Annotated in this window: 19 protein-coding genes, 1 pseudogene and 1 riboswitch; of the genes and pseudogenes, 5 read left to right on the top strand and 15 right to left on the bottom strand. The window is 63.6% G+C overall.

The genetic code is table 11. From position 1 onward, the window contains the following. Nucleotides 1-30 precede the first annotated feature (30 nt). The 5 genes and pseudogenes from ACFQZZ_RS02310 to ACFQZZ_RS02290 all read right to left on the bottom strand — a co-directional run bounded on the left by ACFQZZ_RS02310 (nucleotide 31) and on the right by ACFQZZ_RS02290 (nucleotide 4811). Complete coding sequence (locus ACFQZZ_RS02310; protein ID WP_378673091.1) at nucleotides 31-636, bottom strand: TetR/AcrR family transcriptional regulator; 606 nt, start codon at nucleotides 634-636, stop codon at nucleotides 31-33. Next, the gene (locus ACFQZZ_RS02305; protein ID WP_378673090.1) at nucleotides 633-2378 is read right to left on the bottom strand and encodes an amidohydrolase family protein; all 1746 of its coding nucleotides are present in this window, start codon (nucleotides 2376-2378) and stop codon (nucleotides 633-635) included. Before ACFQZZ_RS02305 ends, ACFQZZ_RS02310 begins: the two co-directional genes overlap by 4 nt. An 84-nt stretch (nucleotides 2379-2462) precedes the next feature. Continuing rightward, nucleotides 2463-2876 (bottom strand): annotated as a pseudogene (locus ACFQZZ_RS02300) (aldo/keto reductase); the annotation flags it as partial. Between the two features lie 13 nt (nucleotides 2877-2889). Next, entirely contained in the window at nucleotides 2890-3465 is a 576-nt protein-coding gene (locus ACFQZZ_RS02295) for a GNAT family N-acetyltransferase (RefSeq protein WP_378673088.1), read from the bottom strand. Beyond that, the gene (locus ACFQZZ_RS02290) at nucleotides 3462-4811 is read right to left on the bottom strand and encodes a helix-turn-helix domain-containing protein (RefSeq protein WP_378673086.1); all 1350 of its coding nucleotides are present in this window, start codon (nucleotides 4809-4811) and stop codon (nucleotides 3462-3464) included. The genes ACFQZZ_RS02295 and ACFQZZ_RS02290 overlap by 4 nt, the downstream gene beginning before the upstream one ends. A 415-nt stretch (nucleotides 4812-5226) precedes the next feature. On the opposite strand from ACFQZZ_RS02290, the gene ACFQZZ_RS02285 reads away from it, so the two are divergent. Both ACFQZZ_RS02285 and ACFQZZ_RS02280 read left to right on the top strand, forming a co-directional pair. Then, entirely contained in the window at nucleotides 5227-5733 is a 507-nt protein-coding gene (locus ACFQZZ_RS02285) for a DUF4254 domain-containing protein (RefSeq protein WP_378673083.1), read from the top strand. Between the two features lie 405 nt (nucleotides 5734-6138). Next, on the top strand, nucleotides 6139-6855 hold the full coding sequence (locus ACFQZZ_RS02280) for a hypothetical protein (protein ID WP_378673080.1): 717 nt from the start codon (nucleotides 6139-6141) through the stop codon (nucleotides 6853-6855). A gap of 171 nt (nucleotides 6856-7026) precedes the next feature. Here the strand turns inward: ACFQZZ_RS02280 and ACFQZZ_RS02275 are convergent, their stop codons facing one another. The 3 genes from ACFQZZ_RS02275 to ACFQZZ_RS02265 form a co-directional block, all read right to left on the bottom strand. Further along, nucleotides 7027-7737 (bottom strand): MerR family transcriptional regulator, encoded by a 711-nt coding sequence (locus ACFQZZ_RS02275; protein WP_378673077.1) that lies wholly within the window; start codon nucleotides 7735-7737, stop codon nucleotides 7027-7029. Between the two features lie 20 nt (nucleotides 7738-7757). Then, the gene (locus ACFQZZ_RS02270; protein WP_378673074.1) at nucleotides 7758-8255 is read right to left on the bottom strand and encodes a nitroreductase/quinone reductase family protein; all 498 of its coding nucleotides are present in this window, start codon (nucleotides 8253-8255) and stop codon (nucleotides 7758-7760) included. A gap of 87 nt (nucleotides 8256-8342) precedes the next feature. After that, on the bottom strand, nucleotides 8343-8627 hold the full coding sequence (locus ACFQZZ_RS02265; protein WP_378673071.1) for a phosphotransferase: 285 nt from the start codon (nucleotides 8625-8627) through the stop codon (nucleotides 8343-8345). 124 nt (nucleotides 8628-8751) lie between these two features. Here ACFQZZ_RS02265 and ACFQZZ_RS02260 point away from each other — a divergent pair, with 124 nt between their 5' ends. Further along, nucleotides 8752-9204 (top strand): ester cyclase, encoded by a 453-nt coding sequence (locus ACFQZZ_RS02260; protein ID WP_378673243.1) that lies wholly within the window; start codon nucleotides 8752-8754, stop codon nucleotides 9202-9204. A gap of 49 nt (nucleotides 9205-9253) precedes the next feature. Here ACFQZZ_RS02260 and ACFQZZ_RS02255 read toward each other — a convergent pair whose 3' ends face one another. The 4 genes from ACFQZZ_RS02255 to ACFQZZ_RS02240 form a co-directional block, all read right to left on the bottom strand. Continuing rightward, entirely contained in the window at nucleotides 9254-9652 is a 399-nt protein-coding gene (locus ACFQZZ_RS02255) for a DMT family transporter (RefSeq protein WP_378673068.1), read from the bottom strand. A 1-nt stretch (nucleotide 9653) separates the two neighbouring features. After that, complete coding sequence (locus ACFQZZ_RS02250; RefSeq protein WP_378673066.1) at nucleotides 9654-9968, bottom strand: DMT family transporter; 315 nt, start codon at nucleotides 9966-9968, stop codon at nucleotides 9654-9656. 14 nt (nucleotides 9969-9982) lie between these two features. Beyond that, nucleotides 9983-10047, bottom strand: a riboswitch (guanidine-III (ykkC-III) riboswitch). A gap of 222 nt (nucleotides 10048-10269) precedes the next feature. Further along, nucleotides 10270-11256 (bottom strand): UDP-glucose 4-epimerase GalE, encoded by a 987-nt coding sequence (gene galE / locus ACFQZZ_RS02245; RefSeq protein WP_378673063.1) that lies wholly within the window; start codon nucleotides 11254-11256, stop codon nucleotides 10270-10272. A gap of 149 nt (nucleotides 11257-11405) precedes the next feature. Next, the gene (locus ACFQZZ_RS02240; RefSeq protein ID WP_378673061.1) at nucleotides 11406-12266 is read right to left on the bottom strand and encodes a serine/threonine-protein kinase; all 861 of its coding nucleotides are present in this window, start codon (nucleotides 12264-12266) and stop codon (nucleotides 11406-11408) included. A 387-nt stretch (nucleotides 12267-12653) separates the two neighbouring features. Between ACFQZZ_RS02240 and ACFQZZ_RS02235 the strand changes: the two genes are divergently transcribed. Together ACFQZZ_RS02235 and ACFQZZ_RS02230 are read left to right on the top strand one after the other, a co-directional pair. Beyond that, entirely contained in the window at nucleotides 12654-12863 is a 210-nt protein-coding gene (locus tag ACFQZZ_RS02235; RefSeq protein WP_378673058.1) for a hypothetical protein, read from the top strand. Between the two features lie 410 nt (nucleotides 12864-13273). After that, entirely contained in the window at nucleotides 13274-15013 is a 1740-nt protein-coding gene (locus ACFQZZ_RS02230) for a DUF3556 domain-containing protein (protein ID WP_378673055.1), read from the top strand. A 24-nt stretch (nucleotides 15014-15037) separates the two neighbouring features. Here ACFQZZ_RS02230 and ACFQZZ_RS02225 read toward each other — a convergent pair whose 3' ends face one another. From ACFQZZ_RS02225 to ACFQZZ_RS02215, 3 genes are all read right to left on the bottom strand, one after another. Further along, nucleotides 15038-15379, bottom strand: a complete 342-nt coding sequence (locus ACFQZZ_RS02225) for a hypothetical protein (RefSeq protein ID WP_378673052.1) — start codon at nucleotides 15377-15379, stop codon at nucleotides 15038-15040. Between the two features lie 17 nt (nucleotides 15380-15396). Further along, nucleotides 15397-15954, bottom strand: a complete 558-nt coding sequence (locus ACFQZZ_RS02220; protein ID WP_378673049.1) for a hypothetical protein — start codon at nucleotides 15952-15954, stop codon at nucleotides 15397-15399. A gap of 220 nt (nucleotides 15955-16174) precedes the next feature. Next, nucleotides 16175-16321 carry a DUF1059 domain-containing protein gene (locus tag ACFQZZ_RS02215; protein ID WP_378673046.1) on the bottom strand — a complete coding sequence of 49 codons (147 nt, stop codon included), beginning with the start codon at nucleotides 16319-16321 and terminating at the stop codon, nucleotides 16175-16177. Nucleotides 16322-16437: the final 116 nt, after the last annotated feature.

The raw sequence follows: 16437 nt of genomic DNA, 5'->3' as shown, positions 1-16437 counted from the left end.
GACGGGACCGGGAGACGAGGTGTACAGCGCTTACTGTCGACCCGGTCGCGCCAGCAATTGGTAAGCCTCGGCGACATAGTCGATTCGGGCGTCCTCGAGCTCGGGGCGAGGATAGGTGGATCGGAAGATCGCCTCGCCGTCGAACATATGGATCAACGAGGTGGCCAGCAGACGTGCGAGTTCCGGTGGAACCTCGGGGCCGAGCGTTTCGACCGCGGCCCGCTCGACGTCTGCGATCAACGCGTGCGCCACCGGCGCGAGTCGGACTTGCAGTTCCGGTTCGGTACGAGCGGCGACCAGCAGTTCGAACCACACGGTGTTCGTGCGGTGGCGGATCTGCGCACGGGCGGCACGCATGACGTCCACGAAGTCCCTCGGCTCGTGGCTCACCGGCCGGGAGTTGAAGGCCGCCATATGCTGGTGCCCGACTTCTTCGGCGGCGGCGACTACAAGGTCGATTCGCGAATCGAAATGCCGGAAGATGCCGCCTTTGGATACGCCGGAACGTTGGCTGATCTCACCGAGCGATGTGCGGTGGTAGCCGACTTCGGCGATGGCTTCGATCGTCGCGTCGACGAGTTTGGCGACGGTTGCTGCCCGTCGTTCGGCTTGAGTGCGGCGCGGCGGGGCCGTCACCGCTGCCCGGACCGCAGGAATTTTCCGGTGCGGCGGGTGCCGAGCACGGGTGCGGCCTTGCCGTTCCCGAAGACGTACTCGCCGCCGATGAAGACGGCCGTGACGGCGTCGTCATTGCGATTGACCATGCGTGGCATGTTATCGAACTGGGCGACGGGGCTTTCCGCGTACGCGTCGAGCGACTCGTCGAGATATGTGGGGTCGACGACCACCAGGTCGGCACGGTCGCCCGCACGCAGGTGTCCGGCGTCGAGGCCGTACCAGTCGGCGAGCTCCCCGGTCAGCCGGTGCACCGCGCGTTCCAGCGACATGAACGGCCTGCCTGCCGCCTCGGCCTGGTGCACGCGGCGCAGGAAGCGGAGCCCGAAGTTGTAGAACGCCATGTTGCGCAGGTGTGCTCCCGCGTCGGAGAATCCGAGCTGGACGCCGGGATCGCTGCCGAGCTTCTCCAGGTATGCGGGACGGTGGTTGGAAATCGTGGTGCGCCATCGCAACTTGGTGCCGTGTTCGACGACCAGGTCGAGGAAGGCGTCGACGGCATGCAGCCCGCCGCGATCCAGACCCACCTGACCGAAGGTCTTGCCGATCACCCGGTCGTCGGGGCAGGCCACGATCTCGGCATCGAAGAAGTCCCGGTGCCAGACCCGCAGCCCGAACTTGGCGTCGTAGTCCTTGCGAAACCGCCTGCGGTAGGCCTCATCCCGCATCAATGCGTTCCGCTCGACGTGATCGGACATATGCAGCGCGGCGGCGCCCGAGCCGAACTCTTCGAAGATGACCAGGTCGATGCCGTCGGCATAGACCTCGAACGGCACCGGCAGATGCTGCCAGCGGAAGTCGCCGCCGAAGAGGTTGAGCAGGCGCGCAATCGGGCCCAGTATGTGAATGAGGAAGGGACTGGCCTTGATGTCGGCGGCGGACAGCAGGCTGGTCTTCAGCGGTTTGCGGAAAATGCCCAGGCTGCTGAGCGTCATCGCGCCGACGCTGCGTGGCGAGGTGATGTCGGGTCCGGCTTGCAGTACCCGACGGCGGCGCCGCAGGATTGCGTTGAGCCGCCGGCGTTCCCTGGTCTTGGCGTAGGTCGACGGCAGGGTGCGCGATCGGCAGGTGTCGCCGTCGAGCTTATCGAAAAGCAGCTGCTGCGCAGACATGCCGACGAAGCCCGCGTCGAGCGCCTCGGTCAGCTTCGTCTCCATCGCCGCGAGCTCGTCGGCCGTGGGCCGGACGTCCTTGCGGGTTGCACGCTCGAGGCCCATCTCCGCGGCCCGGACATCGGAATGTCCGAGGAACGCGGCAATATTCGGCCCCAACGGCAACGCCTCCAGTGCCGCGACATACTCGCGCGCGGAACTCCACGTCTTGGTCTCCTCGACAGTGCCGATGACATGGCGGCGGGGAATCGCCTCGACGCGGCCGAACAGATCTCCTGCATCCGTGCCTCCGACATGCACGGTCGACAGTGAGCATGAACCGAGGAACACCGTGGTGATGCCATGGCGAACGGATTCGCTCAACGATGGCGTCTGCAACACCTCGATGTCGTAGTGCGTATGGATGTCGACCATGCCGGGCAGCACCCATTTGCCCACGGCATCGACGACGTCGGCACAACCCTCCTCATCGAGCGGTTCCACCGACACGGCGGCAACCCGCCCGCCGCGGATTCCGAGATGGCGGACGGCCGATGTCGAGCCCGCGCCGTCGAACCAGCGTCCACCCTTGATGATCGTGTCGTAGCTCACATATACATAGCAACCGATCGGTCTCTAAATGTCAATAGTCGTGCGAACAGCGTTATCGGACTCGCGCTCGACAACCCGTATGACCTAGCGATCGACGGCGGCCATATTCGCTTCGTCACGGCGCTCGCCCGCGGCCGGAGCGAGGTTGTTGAGCCGCTCGACCTGTTCGGTGCTCAGTTCGATACGGTCGGCAACGGTGTTCTCTTCCACGCGCGCAACCCGCTTGGTGTCGGGGATCGGGGCGATGTCGTTGCCTTGGAAGAGGAGCCAGGCCAGCGCGATCTGCGCGGGTGTGGCACCTGCCTCGGTGGCGATGGCCTGGATTTCGTCGACGATGCGTAGGTTGCTCTGGAAGTTTTCGCCAGTGAAGCGCGGGTTGGTTTTGCGCCAGTCGTCGTCGGTGGAGCGGATCCGGCCGGTCAGGAAGCCGTGGCCCAGTGGTGGGTAGGGCACGAAGCCGATGCCCAGTTCGCGCAGCAGTGGCAGCACTCCGGGTTCGATTGCTGGATAATCAGAGGTCCCGCATCAGCACATCGAACACCGGCGCGTTCGGCCAGCTTGGTTTCGTCACACCGACTCGGGACCAACCCCACTTCACATACGCCCGGTAAGCACGGTTGTTGTCGGGCTCGACCAGCAGCGTCGCCCGCCGTTCGGGTCGGCTGTCCAGGAGTTCATCGTGCAGTGCACGCGCTAGGCCGTGGCCGGTGAACTCGGAGCACACCATGATTTCCGACAGCCCGAATGTCCGCGTGCCGTCCTCGGCGATGAACTCGTCAAAGGCCGCGATGCTGGCGTCAGGTTGAAATCTTTTCCACCACGCGGCATTCGGGCTGAGCGTCCAGCCCCAGATCTGCCCTGCAGGCCTACAGTCGACGTGAGCAACCACCATCGCGAACACGCTGCCGCGTGCGGGATCGGTGTAGCGGTCGAAGCGGTGCATGAACTGCTCCGGCGAATCGAACGGGTCACCGGACGCGATCGCCTCGAGATACGACCTGCGGTAGATGTCTTCAACGGTCGAGCGAAGGTCGCGGGCCTGCCCGGCATCGAGATGCTGGAATTCGACTCCATCAGGAAGTTTCATTCGGTGATCGCCCTCTGCGTCAGAGCGTCGAATCGCTGACGGAATTCGGCTCCGGCGGGCAAGCTGGCGGTAGCGCGGCGGACAGGTTCGAGGACCTTGACGGTGCGGGGTGACGACACCGAGTTGTCCAGGTGTTCCAGCACTGGAAAGGCCTCTGCCAGCGCTGCGCCGAGGTCTCCGACTGCGGCTCGTGCGGATGCTAACCAAGCCCGTGCGTTGACGGCGTTCCGCGCTGCGGCGTCCGAGTTCGCTGCGGCTTCGAACAGTTCCACCGCCTTCGCGAAATCGCCGACGCGCCCATAACCCCGGGCCTCGTGACCGCGAACTTCGGTGTGGTTCACGAATCGAAGCCACGTCGGGCATTCCTCGACGGGCTCGTATTCGACGGCCTGATCGACCTCCCGCCATGCTGTTGCGATCGCACGCCCGAAAGCCGTCCTATCACCGAGCAAACCCACGGCCTGGGCTTGCCGGATAGCGATGAGCGCGTGGATTCGGCCGGGTGGTCGGCCCCGCATGAGGTCGCGTGCGCGGTCGATCAGTTTCAGAGCGTGGTGCGGGCTTGCTTGGCCGGTCTGACTGAGCGCGATGGATTGGTTCGCGGCATACAGGCAAGTGTGGGCTGTGAGATCGTCGTCGTCTGCCTGGCTTGCCAATGCTATGGCGTCCGAGTAGCAGCGGCGCGCAAGCGGATGCATGTCGGCGTCGAAGGCCAGCCACCCGGCCAGTACCGCAAGCTCTCCGGCCGCGCTGGTGAATGCGTCACCCGTTGCAATATCGAATGCACACTTCTCTAGCCGACCCTTGGCGCGGGCAAGCCCTTCGACCGCGATTCTCACCAGCGGGGCACCACCGGCCCGCTGGTCCTGCAGTTCCAGCGTGTCAACGCTTTTCAGCAGTCCCCGTACGTCGGACATGCCGAGACGGTCGCCGCCGATTTCCCACGGGTCCACAAACGCAGCGGCGCCTGCCACCGCAGCCAACCTCGCGAACTCACGCCGCCTCACGTCACCATCGACTTCCCATGCATATATGCCGAGCCCTTCGCCTTGCCGACCGGTCGTAGCGTCGGCTGCACATCCGCCAGGATGCCCGGAATTCGATGTCCGTGCTTCAGCGACCGCCGCCCAAAACCGTTCGGCCTGTTCGTCGTCCAGCCGCGCAAGTTTGGTGTCCAGGTCGTGGGCGGACTTGCCTCGCACCGGCCGCGACTGCGGCGCACGCTCCCACTTTCTGACCGTCACAGGCTCGTAGCCGATTCGCTCCGAGAACTGTTCCTGTGTGAGCCGCAGTGCGGCGCAGCGCAGTGCCTTGACCTCAACGCCCGTCCAATTGGTAACGATCATTGCCGCTCCATCCCCGCACGTGCAATCCGCTGTATCGGCAGCGTATCGGTTCGGTGCGGTCTTGTACCTGGGATCGAACCACCTGGTCAGCCACGCTCGAAGCTGTACCCAGCACCAGGTGTTCGGTCTCTCATCTCCGATACGCGTGCACCGATCGGTGGAACCGAGCGACCGCCGGTTGGAGGCCGGCGCCGGGTGCTCCAGACCGTTGCCAGGGGAGACACAGCCATGTACATATCGTCGAGCAATAGGGACTTGTGGGAAGCAGAGCATCACGACTGCACCGTCCAGCCGTTGGTCATGAATTGGGAACGGGGATTGTTCGTTCTCACCTTGCATGCAGGGCACGGAAGTCGATGTCGCCAGTATGTCGCGGCACTGAACGCCGTCTCCACCGTCGTCGACTGAGATCGTCGTGGCGGTCGAGGGATTCCAGCGCAAGGTATTGCTCGTGGAATCGGCCTCTGCCCGGCCGACTCTGCCCGACAAGCAGGAGGTCTTCGCGGCATTCCGTGGACAGAAGGGCCGCACGCCGGGCGATCACCTGATCACGCGGTGGGCGCAAAACCTTGGCCATTTACATCGTTTCCGACACATCAACCCAGGTCGCGCCGACGAAATCGACCACCGCCGAGAACAACTCGTCGTTCTCATCGACGGCTGGATTGCCAGCCATCTGCCCGCGCGGTCGAACACCCCACTACCGACCCAATCCCTCGGCGCTGCAGTTGACGAGATGGCCGGTGCGTTCGTAGTCGCCGAGTTGGTGCTCGAAACCGATGTGCCGACGTCGGCGAGGGAAGTGCATGATGCCTGGTCCGATCTGGGTTTCCTAGCGACGGCTTGGACTGACCTCGTCGCCGAAGTCGTTGCCGCGCAGCCGTGGTCGCCACCGTGCGGCGCTCTCGAGGAGGGCGAGTGATATGACGCTGCTACTGCTGTTCGCCGTGTCTCCGGTCGTGTCAGCGGTCCTCGCGTTCGGGCTCCTCTGGCTCGTACTTCCGCACCGACGGAGGGACAAGCTCACCGTCTACGACCTGCAAGACCGCATGTCACACGACAGCCCTGCGCGTCAGTCTGCGTTGCATCGACGATCCAGATCCATACTCGAATCGGTTCGCGGTGAACGTCACGCTCGTCGCTGGCTCAACGGGTGCTCCCGCCTAATGGGCCCTGCTGGAGAATACTCGGCCGAAGGGCGACCTACCTCTAGAATTCGACCGTGTCTTTTGTATTAGCGGTCGCGACCAATCTTGTTGCTAACATTGCCTTTTGGCTTGCACTCGGTCTCGGATTCCTCGCTGGCGGTCGCACTGTCGAGCGGAGGATGGTCCGGTTCTTCGGACTCGGGAACAGCCGCCGCGTGCAGGTGTACCTGTCAAACGCCGCCGAACATACCCCACGCTCCGATGGCAGACCTCGTCTCGCGCTTGCTTTCCATGAATTCCAGGCAATTCAGAGCGTGAACAAGCTCTTCGGCGCCGCTCCGTTGCGGCTTCCGGAACTTGCGCGTGGCCTTGTCGATGGGATCTGGTTACGTCGTCCGATCCGCCATCTGGCGGAGGTCAGCCCGCCGACCACTGATGGTGCTCAACTGTCCGACAGCTGCATTGTTGTCGGCAGTAGCGCACGCAACTCGATCCGCCGATACGGTGTCGATCGCCAACTGGTCAAAGCCACGCTGGAGGCCGAACAGCGCCCAGGCGAACCTTGGTACGCGGCTGGCGACGAGGTCACCGTCGCCGTCCGCCTCGACGGTGACAACGTGCAACACATAAGGGCCCGTAAGAATCTCGCCGTGATCGAGAAGGTGCACCGCAGTAGCGAGGACGTCGCGAACTTCTTCTGCGTTGGTGTGCGTGGCGATTCGTCCTGGGCCGCCGTCGAGTACCTGGTTCGCAACTGGAAACACCTTGCTGCCGAGTTCGGCGACCGAGACTTCGTAATTATCCTCGGTGTTCCTTGGAACGAAGGGGTCTACTTCACGGAATACCCCGAACCCTCCCGAGTTGCGACCATACGGACATCGCCACCTGTGACCTAGGTGGACTGCCCCCGCGTGGAACGGCAACTGCCCCGGCCGCGCAGCAAGTCCCTGGCACAACCATCGCGCAGTTACCCCGGCAGGTTGGGCGTCCGCACATCGGTGCGCGTGTTTGCCGACCGCGCGCTTCGCGGCATTATGGGATATCCAACCGAAGGGGCTCTGACATGGTCAGGATCGTCCGGATCGGGCGTGCTCGAGTTCGGTGAGGTAGTGATCGAGGTGGGCGATTCCATTTACGGCGCTGCGACTGCGGGCTGACAGGCGCGTACTCCAGTCGGTGAGGAGGGTCAGCATGCGGTCCGTGTTGCCGGCCTGGCGCAGTTCTCGGACGAAGGTGGCTATCTGTTGGACGGAGATGTCGGCCTTGCGGAGGTACAGGGCAAGGTGGGCGTCACGGATGTCAGTGCTGCCGTAGGTGCGGTAGCCGGTGGTGTGGTCGCGGGGCGGTTGGATGATGCCTGCATTCTCCCATTGCCGCAGTGTTGCAGGATGTATGCCGAGGCGGTGTGCCAGTTGCCCGACCGTGACGGGTTCGGACGGATGCCGGGGTAGCGGAGTGCTGCCTAGGGATTCGAGCACCGAGGTGACCTCGGCGTGAGTGCGGCGTTCGTGCAGGGAGGCCGCGTGCAGTTCGTCCAACCGAGTGTAGAGGGCAGTTCGGTCGTTGCGGTTCGCGCTGCGCATGAGGTCGATGGCGGGTTGGTGACCGTAGCCGGCGCGCAGCGCCAAGAACGTCTTCAAAGCCTGGGCGTGCAGGTCGGTGTAGCGGCGATAGCCGGTGTCGGTGCGCTCGGCCCGGGGGAGCGCACCGAGGTCCTCGTAGTTGCGGACCGCCTGGGTGGACAGCGCGTGCTCCCTTGCCAGGTCGACTGGTCGCAAGGTTCTGATGTTTGAAGGTTTCACGTCGTTCCCGCCACCGGAGTTTCCGGTCGACGTGACTCGGTCCGCGGCACGAGGACCACGACGGCAGTTTCCGACGACCTGAGCGCGGCGTAGGCATCGAGATCGCGGTCGATCTCACGCCACCTGTCCCACAGCCGTGCTTGCTCCTCTCCCTCCGCGGCGCGCCCGCGCACCGGGCGAGCGCCGCCCTTCAGATCAACCGTCGCATCGGGGTGTGTCTGGAGGTTGAGCCACCAGGCCGGTTCTCCGTCGGCCCACCCATTCATCGCTAGCGTGACGAGGTTCGAGCCGTCCTCGAAGTAGCCGAGCATGACGCTGCGCGCACGACCGGTGCGGCGCCCGGTAGTGGTGAGCCGCATCGTCCCCCAATGGGTGCGGTCCTTGGGACGCCACAACCCGGTACGGCCGCGGGTCACGCGGTACAGGGCGCGGTGTGTGTACCAGGCGAGGCGAACCACCCATCGTGGGGGGAGCCATGGTTTGCGGCGCGGCATGGCGCGTCCTCCTTTCGCGCGGGCCCGGCGATTGCTCGAGGCTTCCCGTCGGCATGCTCGGTTCCCACGGCATCGGCATCTCGACCATCAATGTCCAGCGCCCATTGTCCATGACCTCCGGGGCCTTTCGGCTCGGATAGGCCATGGTTCCGCAGCCGAAACCTGCCGGGGGCTCTCGCATGTCCGGGACCCTGAGACCTCAGAGCAGCATGCCCAGTCGACAACCACGACGGTGCCATCGGATCCGAGCAGCATGTTGTCCGGACGAAGGTCGGTGTGCAGCAACGTTTCACCCGCGGCAGCCGTCCACCATGTCGACTCCAGTTCGGCCAAACGGTCCAGATGGCGCAGCGACCACTCATCGAGATCCACGGGTGGCCCGTGCTCGGCGAACTGCCGCCAGGAGACCAGCTCAGGCCCGTATTCGTCCGGCCGTCACTCAATTCGAGGCGAGCGGCGACGCCGTGGCTGAATCCGCCCGGCTGGGTGATCGCCGATCGAATCCTCGAGCCGAGGTGGTCCTCGACCGCACTGCGCGCCGTATGCGGCAGCTCGTACCAATCGATCCGATTCGCACAGTCTTCGTTGTCGGCCATCGCAATATCCTGGTGCTTCCAGATCAGCGGTCTCGAGTCATTATCGCGATACGATCGCCATCCGGCTTCCTCATCGAGAGGCGTTCAAGCAGGTATGGGCGATGCTCCTGCGGGCCTTTCCCGATGTTCACGTTACGGTCGAGGATTTGATCGCGGAGGGGGACAAGGTTGTCAGCAGGTCGGTGGTTACCGGGACCCACAAGGGTGAATTCATGGGGCTTGCACCAACCGGCAAGTCCGTCACGTACAACGAGATCTTCATCGTCCGCTTCGTCAAAGGTCGAATCGCGGAGGCTTGGGGGGTCGTCGATATCTTCTCACTAAGGCAGCAGCTCGGCGTTGCCCCGGCCTGAGCGTCTGGCCTGACGTTCGGCGTGTGAGAAGAATTCATTGTGGTGCTGGTCAAATCGGGCCACGGGCACCCTCCCCATCCCCTGCTTCGAGCGATGCCGTCAGCGTAGCGGTGGCGATTGCGGCCTCAGGGGCTGACTTCACGAACTTCAGACCGATCACGCTGGCGACGATGCCGCCGAGGAACAGGACCTTCAGTGCGGAAACCGATTCCGCGCCGGTGAGCATCGCGTAGGTGACGGTGAGTGCGGCGCCGACGCCGATCCAGACAGCGTAGGCGACGCTGAGGGAAAGCTTGCGCAGCGCGATCGCGAGTCCGATCATGCTGAGCGCCAACCCGATCAGGAAGACCATCGTCGGGACCGGTTCGGAAAGACCATGAGAGCTACCGAGTGCGGTCGCCCATACGGCCTCGAACACCGCACTGATCAGCAGAATGATCCACGGCATGTCAGCTCACCGCCTTCAGACCGGCGACGCAGCCGATCAGCCCGAGTAGCAAGAGGGTTCGCGCGGCAGTCGCTTTCCCTTTGCCGCTGATAATCGCCCAGACCGCGGTCAGCACAGCGCCGATACCTACCCAGATCGCATATGCGGTACCGGTCGGCAGGGTATTCATAGCAATGGCGAGCCCGATCATGCTGCCTACCAACGCAACCGCGAAAACAAAGGTGGCGCCGACGCGCCGGAAACCGTGGGACGCGGCTAGCGCGGTGGCCCACACCGCCTCCAGCACACCCGACGCGATCAGAATTACCCAAGCCATGACGAGCTGACCTCCATGGTCAGTCTTGTCGCTGTCCGGGTACTGAGCCCTCGTCCGGAGGCCCGATCAGGGCCTTGACATCCAACGTAGCACACGGCTCATTCCGGATTCCGAAGGTGCGAAAACCGTCTATGAGCGGGGCGTATGGGTGGATCTTTCATGGGACATTCCCACGAATCGAATACCGCGTTGCAGGTTGGATGTGACCGACGACACGACAATAATCGAACTCGCTCGGCGGCCCTGACCCGTGAGCTGCCGTCTTGTCGGACGGCTGCTCGCAGGAGATTGGTTGCGGCGCTCAGCCGGTGGTGTCGCCGTGCACGGCGAGGTGGAAATTCCAGGCGTCACCGATGATGTCGGCCAGGTCGGGCCGCTGCGGTTTCCAGCCGAACCGATCGCCTGCCTTGGCGCTCGAGGCGACACAGACCGCTGGGTCACCGGGCCTGCGCGGCGCGGTGGTGACAGGGAAGTCTCGGCTGGTGACCTCGCGAACGGTGTCGAGGACCTGCCGGTTGGAGTAGCCGCTGCCGTTGCCGAGATTGAACACCTCATGGCTGCCCGGCTCGATGGCGTCGAGCGCGAGCAGGTGAGCGGTGGTGAGGTCGGCGACATGGACGTAGTCGCGGATACAGGTGCCGTCCGGCGTCGGATAGTCGGTGCCGAAGAGCGTGAACGAATCGCGTTGTCCGCCTGCGGTTTGCAGCAGAATCGGAATCAGATGCGATTCGGGCTCGTGCCGCTCGCCGAGATGGACGCCATGGGCCACCACGGCACCGGAGGCGTTGAAGTAGCGCAGTGACGCCGCGGCCAGACCGGTGGCTGCGCACTCGCCCGCGATCATCATGTCGACCGTCGCTTTGGTCGCGGCATACGGGTTCTTCGGCCGCACTTCGGCGTTCTCATCGAATGCCGTCACACCGTCGCCGGTGTACATCGACCCCGTGCTGGAGAAGATCAACCGCGGTGTTCCAGCGGTGCGCATCGCCCGCAACAGGGTCAATGAACCTTCGATGTTGTTGAACCAGTATTTCTCCGGATTGCGCACCGATTCCGCGACCTCGATCTTCGCGGCGAAATGCAGCACGCCGTCGAACCCGGAGTCCGGGGTCAGGATCTCAGCGACCTGATGGATCGATGTGCGGTGCAACACCGCATTTTCGGGGACATTCGTGGCGAAGCCGGTGGACAAGTCGTCGAGGATTTCGACCTGGTGTCCGGCATCGACGAGCTGATGGGCGACGACGCTGCCGATGTAGCCTGCGCCGCCGGTGACGAGAAGTCTCACGAGATACTGTCCTCCTTGGTGGGTGTCACGCCGCTGATGGGACTGCCGAGGTGTCGCGAAAGACCCAGCGTAGGCCGACGAATCGGGCAAGCGTGGCAATCAGATTCAACAGCCCGGCCGACCTCGCGGGAAGCCGAAATATGCTCGCGTCAGCGGTGTGCTCGAGGCTGTTCCACGTCGCGAAGTACCCGCGTGATCAGGTGGATCGGCTCGGCGCAAGAGTCGTAACGTGCGCGCGGATCTTTCGCCAGCGCCTTGTCCAGAATCGAGTCGACCGCGTGCGGGATCCAGGGCCGCCGCCACGATACGTCCGGGGGAGTGGCCCACAGATGGGCATCGGCGATCGCGAACTGGTTCGGCATCGGGAAGGGCGGTCGGCCGGTGAGGAACTCGACCACCGCACATGCCAGCGAATACTGGTCCGTCGCGGGGTATATCTGCGCGCCACGCAGAACTTCCGGCGCCGCGTACGCGAGTGACACGGGCACAAAGCCATCGGGCCCGGCGAGCGGCGTATCGTCGCTGAGCCGGTGCGCGATCCCGAAATCGGTGAGCACCGTCGTCGCGCCCTGCAGGCCGATCAGCATGTTGTGCGGTTTGACGTCGAGGTGCAGCACGTCGTGTTGATGAATGTAGTCCAAGGCTGCGGCGATCTCGGCAAGCGCGGGTAGCGCTCGCGTCAGATCGACCTCGTCGCGCCGGCCCGGAATCAGTGTGGAACCGGGCTCACGCTCGCCGTATGCGTACGTCAGCCACGGCTGCCCCAGGAACTCTCCCTGCGCAAGCATCTCGACCACATTGGGGTGATGCAGCGTGCTCGCAATATCGAAGTCATTGTGGAATTGTCTGCGCGCAGTTGATAAATCACCCACTGGGTGATCGAGGATCTTCAGCACCGCCTGACGCGAGTGTCCCGGGTCGTCGACGAGATACACATCGCTGCTACCGCCTCTACCGAGTGGCGCGCGAACGACATAGCCCTCGAACTGGGCACCCGGATGAAGCGACACCGCCCTAGCCTAGAACGGACAGCGGGTGGCCGTTGTCAGTGGTCCTACGATGCCGAATCCGGCCACGTCGGCGCAGAACATCGGTGTTCGTATGCACCTGCGGCCCCGACGTGCATGGGATCTGGTCGAGACGTTTAACTGGCCGCCATTGCGGGTTTGCACGGCGACGGACGCACACGATATCCGAATTTGAGCAAAGTACTGGCGTTCAGCGTGTTCGCAGCTGCTCGCTAACGCCCCGTGAGTCGGCAATCTGAATCCGGTCGGGCCGGTAGCGGCGGAGCCCCCAGTTTCGGTGGCGTACCTTCCCGGGTCTGTCCGCAATGTCGTCGCCGCCGATAGCGTCTCCTGGCGGCGGCTACCCTTGCCGCTCGAAAGGAAACATAGATGCGTAACCACGTTCGTGCCGGAATGCTCGCCGGCGCAATCCTGCTGGCGCCTTTGGCCGCAGTCGTGCCGGCTTCGGCCATCCCACTGCAGCCCGCCGAACCCGTTGTCGAACAGTCGGATCCGGTAGCCAGCCCCGGCTGCCCCGGTGGCGCCCCGCACTGGGACTGCCTGCTGGAATCGCTGTCGGCCAGCGGTTCCGGCGGCTAGAGACTCCGCCACGTCGCCCATTCACCACAGGCGGCAGCTGAACGAGCGTGGTCCGCGCTGCGGCTCGGCTACGAACGCCTGCGCTGTGCGTGAATGAACCGCGTACGTCCGGATCGATGCACTGGAGTATCTGGCGGACAGACATTTCTTACTTCTCTGACCATCCACCACTCACCACCCCTCAGTGAATTGGTGGATGGTCAGAGAAACAAGGTCCAGAACGGAACGCTGCTTCAGAAGCGCCGGAAACGTCGTGCCGCAGTCCAGTCGGCATCAATGGGCGACGAAAGTGGCGAGAACCGATGTAGTCGTGCTCATTGACAGCAAATGCCTTACCTGTCAACGTATCGATGGACTTCGAGGTCCTGATTCGGCTGGTGCCTCGGTGTCATCGAATCGGAGAGTGCTTGATGGGATTTCTCGAGCCCGACCTGCCCGCGGTCGATATGGCGGAATGGAGCAGGCGCACTCGTAGTGAGCGGATCCGTCCGATGGCCAGGCATTGGGCCGAGGTGGGGTTCGGGACGCCGGTTGCGTTGCACCTGTTCTATGTCGGCAAGGTCTGCCTCTACATTCTCGGTGGCTGGCTGGTCATGTTGTCCACCGAGAGGATCGACGGATTCACTGGCGTCGGTGACTGGTGGTCGGAGCCGATCGTGTTCCAGAAGGCCGTGCTGTACACGCTGCTGTTCGAGGTGGTCGGACTCGGTTGCGGATTCGGTCCGCTGAACAACAGGTTTTTCCCACCGCTCGGCTCGATCTTGTATTGGTTGCGGCCCAAGACCATTCGGCTGCCGCCATGGCCCGGGCGTATTCCGCTGACCAAAGGCACCGAACGTACGGCGGTGGATGTCGTACTGTACGCGGCGTTGCTTGTGATGACATCGGTCGCGTTGCTGACCGATGGGACCGGTCCGGTACCGGAGCTGGACACGACGGTGGGGCTGCTGCCGGTGTGGCAGATCGCGGTGATCCTCGGCCTGCTTGCGGTACTCGGGTTGCGCGACAAGGTGATCTTTCTGGCTGCGCGCGGCGAGGTCTATGCCACGCTGGCGGTCACCTTCCTGTTCACCGGCGCCGACACGATTGTCGCCGCGAAGGTGGTTTTCGTGGTGATCTGGATGGGCGCGGCGACCTCGAAGCTGAACAAGCACTTCCCGTTCGTGGTGTCCACAATGATGTCCAACAGCCCGGTGTTCCGGCGGAAGTCCCTCAAGCGCATGTTCTTCGAAAACTTCCCCGACGACCTGAGGCCGAGTCGCCTGTCCCGCATTTTCGCCCACGGTGGTACTGCCGTCGAAATGTGTATTCCGTTGGTGCTGTTCTTCTCGCACGGTGGCCCACTGACGGCGATCGCCGCGCTCGTGATGGTGGGCTTCCACCTGGCGATCCTCACCGCCGTTCCCATGGGAGTGCCATTGGAGTGGAACGTCTTCATGATCTTCGGTGTGCTGGTGTTGTTCGTCGCGCACGCCGATCTCGGTCTCGGCAGTCTGAACAACCCAGCGTCGATGGCGTTGCTGTTCGCCGTGATCGCGAGCATCGTGATCGCCGGAAACCTGTTCCCGCGCAAGATCTCGTTCCTACCGGGCATGCGCTACTACGCCGGCAACTGGGATACGACGATGTGGTGCATCAAACCCTCGGCCGCGGAAAAGATCAGCCGGGGTATCGTCGCGATCGCCAGCATGCCGCAGGCACAGCTGGAGCGGTTCTACGGTAAGGATCGGGCGCAGGTTCCGATGTACATGGGATATGCCTTCCGCGCCATGAACACCCACGGTCGTGCGCTCTTCACCCTCGTTCACCGAGCCATGCCCGCAGGCCGCGAGGACGAATACACCATCACCGACGGCGAGCGCATATGCAGCACCGCGGTCGGCTGGAACTTCGGCGACGGCCACATGCACAACGAGCAACTGATCGCCGCGATGCAGCAGCGTTGCCATTTCGAACCCGGCGAAGTACGCATCGTTCTGCTCGACGCTCAGCCGATCCACAAGCAGACACAGCAATACCGTCTCGTCGACGCCGCCACCGGCGAGTTCGAGCGCGGAGAGGTGAAGGTCGCGGACATGGTGATCCGCCAGCCATGGGCGGACGACGTGCCCGTGCACGTTCACCACAGCGACCAAGTCGACCTCACCTGACGCGGGCGAACGCGCTGCGGCAGATCACTTCATGCAGGTCTTCTCATTGAAAGTGACGAGCCGCTGGGCGACCAGCCCGATGTCGGCCGGGGCGCTCGCAGCGCTGGGGGAGCCAGCAGCCGACGACATCAGCTGCTCCTGTGCATCAGCGAGTCGTTTCCAGTCCGCCTTGATTTCGTCCGGCGCCACTTCGGCGATCTTGCGCATCTTGGGCACCGTTTCCGACGAGGCCGTGTTGGGCACATAACTACCGCCACCCAAGTCCTTTAGGGCTTCGCAGTAGGCGGAACTCGAGTTGCTGTCGCTATCGCCGCATCCGGCGAGAACGCCTGCGCCCATGGCGAATATGGCTACCACGGTCTTCATGCGATGCATACCTGCTGTTATCCCTTCAAGGTGTTCATTACGCGCCGCACCTGTTCGGTAGCGACGGTGACAACTTCGTCCTCATCGAAATCGGCGGCGATGCTGATGATGAGGTGGATCTCCAGCTGACCGTCCCGCGTCGAGAGTTGAAGGCTGGATGCCTGATTCAATAAGCTGGTCGGACTGTAATCCTTCTTGTTCCATACGAGGAAGGAGCGGTCGCCGAGACCGGGCACCGTGCCGCTGGGTGTTGCGCCCGAGGAGTTCTCGGCGAATCGCTCGCCCATCTCGTAACCAGCCAGCGCTTCAGCTTCGGAGTCGTGGATGGTCGCGGTCAACGTCATCGCGGCCAGGCGCGCGACGTTCGCGGATTCGTTTTCCGCTTCGCACGTCAGCACCGTCCCCAGCACGTTTCGTTCCTTCTTGTGGTCGCGTTTGCCGGGTCTGGATTCCCACCTGTTCAAGACCGACAGGTCGAGCAAATCGCAGGCATCGGCGACACCGTCTGCGCTGTAACCTTTCTCGACGGTGTCGCGGTCATGGCCGGCAGTTGCTACCACGATGCCGATCGCCACGACCACTGCGACCGAACTGCCGAGGGCGGCAAGAATCCACGGCCGAAAATTCCGGGGCTTCGGGGTGCCCTGTGGCGCTGCCATCCCTGATTCCTTCGCCGATCAGCGGCGCCCCCCAGGGTCGTCGCGCAAGTGATTCGGAAGAGTATCACGTTGCGGCATACTGATTTTGCCGCGATCACTCGCCGTAAGAGACGTGCGCCCCATGCGGATTCATCGATCAGTAAGCGATGAACAAGATCTCGTCGCGCGAGTACTCGTGCCCGGGGTGGTTCTCGGCCAGGTGGGCCTGTGTTTTCTGCACAAGATCGTCCTCATCGGACCCGACAATGTTTTCTCCGCAGGGGCAGTTCAGGTTTCGCTTCATCAGCCGTCCTTCCTTCTCGACCGAGATTCTAGGCGTGCGGCCCCACCGCGCCGCTGCGCAACCCAACGAATGGGGATGAGCGTTTGTCATCGCGTGAGCCGATCTGCGCGGATCGA

The sequence above is a fragment of the Nocardia sp. GCM10030253 genome (genome assembly GCF_042675075.1).
Lineage (GTDB): Bacteria > Actinomycetota > Actinomycetes > Mycobacteriales > Mycobacteriaceae > Nocardia.
This window is presented reverse-complemented; position numbering and strand designations above follow the sequence as displayed.